The sequence below is a fragment of the Hungatella sp. SL.1.14 genome (assembly GCF_024460495.1).
Taxonomy (GTDB): Bacteria; Bacillota; Clostridia; order Lachnospirales; family Lachnospiraceae; genus Hungatella; species Hungatella hathewayi.
Genome location: NZ_JANFYJ010000059.1, coordinates 1 through 4,581 on the forward strand (window position 1 = coordinate 1; position 4,581 = coordinate 4,581).

The following is a 4,581-nucleotide window of genomic DNA, read 5'->3' on the forward strand; positions in this document are numbered from 1 at the left end:
TTAGTTTCATATTAATTCCTTTCTGCATCTTGCAATAGAAAAGCCCCGGGATTCCTCCCAGAGCTTCAGTCGCATCATTATTCTGTTGTTTGCTATTCCACCCACTGCACCTCAAGATTGCCCTGTGCAAGGTTGTTCGTTACCATCAGCGCCCCATATGTCTCCATATCAGCCTTTGACGGGTTAAGCATATAGGCCAGGCCGCCGATCGCAACGTATCCAGTAACCATGTTCCCGGAATCATTCACGTAAAACCACTTATTCTTATACTTAATCCATCTGGATTTCTGCAACTCCCCATTGATCGTGAAATGCCAGTTCCCGGCGCCGTCCTCGAAGCTCTTTACCTCGTCCACCTGGCCGCGGATCCGCAGGCAGAAGTCCGTCCATAACTCCGGGCTGTCCATCATCTTGCGCGGGCACCATTTACGTTTGGCATCATAGTGCCGGATCACCCGATCAGCAGGGATCCCCGTCTCCTGAATCAGATGCTGTACCAGATCTACGCAGTTAAGCCGCGCCTTGTCGTAGCTACTGTCAGGATTAACGCATATCTCGATATTGATCGTGTTGTTGTTATTGACTCCAGCCACCAGCGGCGTGCCGTACTGCTTGCCGACGGCCCATGCTCCGTCCGTGTGGTTGAGCGTCTGGTAGATCGCCACGTCGTCAACGTAATAGTGCACTGATGTATCCAGGTTGCCGTTGTTGTGTGCCCTGGAATGAGCTGCAGCACCTGCTCCGCGGTTAAAATTGTCCGTCTCGTGGATCACGATGTACTTTGGGTGATTCTGGCTTGCGTAGCAATTGATCTGTTTGATTTGTTTTGTAATTGGTAACATAATTGTCCTCCTTCAAAAAGAAAAGGGCCGGAATTCCAGGCCCATAAAAAGTTGTGATATTACAACCGTTGCGAGATCGCAACAGCTCCGGCTCTAACCCTGCCGGCCGGGAGATGCAGGATCACGCTCCTTTCAGGCAGCATTGTCCAATTCCGGTAATCCGGCTACACTGGTAAGCAGAGACAGAACTCCAGCCAGTACCGACGCACTGATTACCATCGGGCCATTGACATCTCCCAGAACGGCCGCTGTACCGATCGTGGCTACTGCGGTCTGTGCCATAGTCTTAATTGCTCTGATTCCTGCAGCTTTGATCCATCTCTTTGTTTTTTCGTTCATATCAAAATCCTCCTCTACTTAATAAATACAAAATACCAGCCGCCACCGCGGTTCCGATGGAGCTGGTAATTGATGTAAAAAATGTTTTTTTCGTTGCCGACCACTGCTTTGCCGGTTCCTTTTCCAAAATTTCTACTTTGTCCTTTAATTCTGATACATTCTCATTTGTATATTTCACCTCACCAATCAACTCCACCATAGTCTTAGACATTGTATGGATCTCATTAATAACCGGCTTCAGATCATCTATCTGGTGAGTATTACTCTTTGATCGCTCTTCGACTTTTGTCAAACGCTCAATGAACTCCGTTTCAATCACATATGGCACCGTCCTTTCAAAATAATTTATATCGCGGCCTCTCCTCACCCCACCACCAGTACCGCAGCCAATCGTCCAGGACGATTCCAGCCAAGCTTACCGGCAGCCACAGAAGGCAATACTGCAGGCAGATCTGACCGAGTATATTACCAGACAGCCCGCTGTAATCCCAGATATTCCAGCCCAACCACAGGTTGACTATGCAGCCTGTAATAAACTCCAGGGCTGTTACGATGGCCACGCCGATCAGAATCTGCTTCCACATCGGCATATCCCATGGTAACACCTCATTAATCAGCCCCAGCGCCACGAAACATATACCGCCCAACAGGAACATGGTCCAGTGGCTCCGGCCACGCCAGATCAGCTCCAGAGCCACATACAACAGACCGCCGGTAGCCATCAACACCAGGTACTTACGCAGGATCAGCGCCATCTGCAGCACCTCCCGTTTGCGCAGCTATCTGAGTCAGATATGACTGCAGCACCTCTGACTGGTATGCCGGAGGGACATCTGCTCCGTAAAAGATTGTCTGTACCTCTTCACCGGTCTGGCAGCCGGAGATCCACATATTAATCGCATTACAGTAGGTCGTATGGTAACTGACATGCCACATAGCTGCTGTGATAATGGCCTGCATATCTGCCGCGGTGTAATACCGGCATGGCTGGCCGTCTGCATGGTACTCAATCTGAGTAGCGCCAGAAGTTACCTGAATCTGCTTACCAAAGAGGTTCAGCTGGTCCTCAATCGTCAATGCGAAATGGTCTGTACTGCCATCTGATAACGGGACATTAACGCCCTGATAGATCATCTGCTGGCAAGCTGCGGATATCTCCCGGCGTTTTGCGGCCTGCAGCTCCTCCAGTGTTGGAACATATGGCTCTGGCGGGTTCCCTGGCCCCTCCGGCGTCTCTGGGGCTGTGTAGACGCTGCCATCATTAGACAGGTACACGGTCTTACCCTCGTCGCGGTAAACTGTGTCATAACCTGTCAGAGTAGTTGCTTCCGTGCCATCGTCCGTGTAGATGGTGATATCCCCCCATACAGATGGCATGGTATCAGGAAATACAAGCTGCATAACATTTCCTGACACCGGACGGATAGACTCGATCTCAAAAAGAGCCTCCTGTTTACCGATTCTAATTTTTTCCATGATTTTTTACTTCCTTTCTTATTTTTAGATATATAAAAAGGCCCTTTGAGGGGCCAGAATTTTCAAAATTATATGATCGACTAAGTGATATAGTGATTTAGCTCTTGTCGGTAATGTTGACGGCATGGAATTTGGAACCGACGGCGAAAAAAGATATTTTGTTTTTAAGCATAATGACGACTCCAAATCATCACTGGAGTTTTACAATAATGGTATCAATTTGGTAAGATATGATCCACAAACAGCAAAATGGGAAATTATATGGTCAATACCGGTTCCGGTAAAATGATCATTTGTTTCCGATGGCGACCCAGATTAATGTAATCTCCTTATTTATCCAATGCTGCCCCGCTACGTTTACGGATACTGAAAATCCGGTAGAATTAATTTCCCGTACGCTGGCTGAGCATTGATCATATGAATACGCTACCGTAGGAATTACAAAAATATCGTTATCTGCAAAGGTATAACCAAATGGTATATTGCAATTTCCATACTCGTCAGTAGTTACTACGCAGTATGCGTTCCATATTATTTTTTTGTTACCAATAACCATCACCGCTAAATCACTATATCATTTAGCGCTCATATCACCCCCATATTGCCCGTTTCCTGCTTTCATACATGCATCAAGGTAAACTTAATAAAGCGACCCGAAAAGCCCGCTTAAAATCAACCTCAGTTACTATTAATTATGCATATTTTCTATGTGATGCCTGGACACTCTCCGTTTTAACGGTGCAGTATATCATCGTCGTATCCAGTTTCTCGTGTCCCAGGAACTCCTTGACCTGCTCGATCGGCATTCCACGGGATAAGAGATCCGTTGCAATTGTACGGCGAAACCGATGCGGGTGTACTCCCTCAACACCGGCTCTCCGCCCCAGCTGGCGGAGCATATACTGCACTCCAGCTACCGTCAATCGGCCATGAGGTCGATCCAGTGTAGCAAAGAGCGGCCGACTCTGTAATTCCTCTATGGTTATTCCTTCATTCTCGCAGCGCGTTCGCAGATAACGGCGCAAATAAAACTTAGCTCCATCAGTCAAATATGTCTTTCTCTCTTTGCTTCCCTTACCATATACAATCAGTTCCTGCTTTCCCATCTCAATATCACCCACATTAAGCGATACCAGTTCTGATACTCTGACGCCAGTGGAATATAGGAACTCCACCAGCGCCCGATCCCGCAACTCCTGACAACCTGTCCGCAGCGCCTCCATCTCAGCCGCCGAGAATGGCTTTTTAATCGTCTTCTCGATCTTTAATAGACCTACCTTTTTAACTGGATTACTGCTCACCATGTCTTCCGTGATCAGGAAATCCCAGAAGCTGGACAGGTAATGGAGCCGTGTCTGCATTGTTGACATCTTAATCCCCCGGCGCTCCCTCATTACACCGTAGTAGTACCGCAGATCCATGCCAGTGATATCCTCCAGACGCTTCCCCAGGAAATCCAGCATATTGCAGATCTCCCGGGTGTACTGCTTAAGCGTGTTGTTCTGCCGGTTTACCGCCTTCTTCGAGGCCACGAACATCCGGATCTTCGCCTCGTCACCGTCCTCGCCTGTAGCTGCCAACTCAGTGCACTGTTCCGCCACCTCTAATCCATGGAAATTGACGTACAAGACATTGCTTAAGTGCTCCAGCTGATCCTGGCTAAGATGCGGCGCCATCTCATTAACTACATTTTCAAGTATCTTTTCTACCATATAAATAAGCCCTCCTTCACTGATTATTGTAAAGGGTAGGGCCTTATATCGTCCACCGATCATGTTCGTTACTAAGTAAAATAGTGATTTAGCAAAAGCAGTCTACTCAAGTAATCTTATGGCTCCTAGTGATGGCCCTGTTTTTCTCCGCTGGGATGTTGATACGTTAAATACACCCTTCAAAGCAGGACTTACATATAATACTGCTGGAT

General features: G+C 47.6%; 6 protein-coding genes. All 6 read right to left on the bottom strand.

Annotated features, from left to right (window positions below; translation table 11 throughout):
- Positions 1-92: 92 nt before the first annotated feature.
- The 6 genes from NE473_RS29620 to NE473_RS29645 all read right to left on the bottom strand — a co-directional run bounded on the left by NE473_RS29620 (position 93) and on the right by NE473_RS29645 (position 4,369).
- Positions 93-842, bottom strand: a complete 750-nt coding sequence (locus NE473_RS29620; protein WP_256265515.1) for a peptidoglycan recognition protein family protein — start codon at positions 840-842, stop codon at positions 93-95.
- Positions 843-974: 132 nt separating this feature from the next.
- The gene (locus NE473_RS29625) at positions 975-1,181 is read right to left on the bottom strand and encodes a holin (protein WP_256265516.1); all 207 of its coding nucleotides are present in this window, start codon (positions 1,179-1,181) and stop codon (positions 975-977) included.
- A 1-nt stretch (position 1,182) separates the two neighbouring features.
- On the bottom strand, positions 1,183-1,500 hold the full coding sequence (locus tag NE473_RS29630) for a hypothetical protein (RefSeq protein WP_006771488.1): 318 nt from the start codon (positions 1,498-1,500) through the stop codon (positions 1,183-1,185).
- 16 nt (positions 1,501-1,516) lie between these two features.
- On the bottom strand, positions 1,517-1,936 hold the full coding sequence (locus NE473_RS29635) for a putative ABC transporter permease (RefSeq protein ID WP_256265517.1): 420 nt from the start codon (positions 1,934-1,936) through the stop codon (positions 1,517-1,519).
- The gene (locus NE473_RS29640) at positions 1,917-2,657 is read right to left on the bottom strand and encodes a DUF4376 domain-containing protein (protein ID WP_256265518.1); all 741 of its coding nucleotides are present in this window, start codon (positions 2,655-2,657) and stop codon (positions 1,917-1,919) included. Before NE473_RS29640 ends, NE473_RS29635 begins: the two co-directional genes overlap by 20 nt.
- Positions 2,658-3,349: 692 nt before the next feature.
- A complete protein-coding gene (locus tag NE473_RS29645) occupies positions 3,350-4,369 on the bottom strand; it encodes a tyrosine-type recombinase/integrase (protein WP_256265519.1) in 1,020 nt (339 codons plus the stop codon).
- Positions 4,370-4,581: the final 212 nt, after the last annotated feature.

Excerpts from the sequence above, each read along its gene's own strand:
- NE473_RS29645 (WP_256265519.1), bottom strand. The coding sequence starts at position 4,369 with ATGGTAGAAAAGATACTTGAAAATGTAGTTAATGAGATGGCGCCGCAT.
- NE473_RS29635 (WP_256265517.1), bottom strand. The coding sequence starts at position 1,936 with ATGGCGCTGATCCTGCGTAAGTACCTGGTGTTGATGGCTACCGGCGGT.
- NE473_RS29640 (WP_256265518.1), bottom strand. The coding sequence starts at position 2,657 with ATGGAAAAAATTAGAATCGGTAAACAGGAGGCTCTTTTTGAGATCGAG.
- NE473_RS29625 (WP_256265516.1), bottom strand. The coding sequence starts at position 1,181 with ATGAACGAAAAAACAAAGAGATGGATCAAAGCTGCAGGAATCAGAGCA.
- NE473_RS29620 (WP_256265515.1), bottom strand. The coding sequence starts at position 842 with ATGTTACCAATTACAAAACAAATCAAACAGATCAATTGCTACGCAAGC.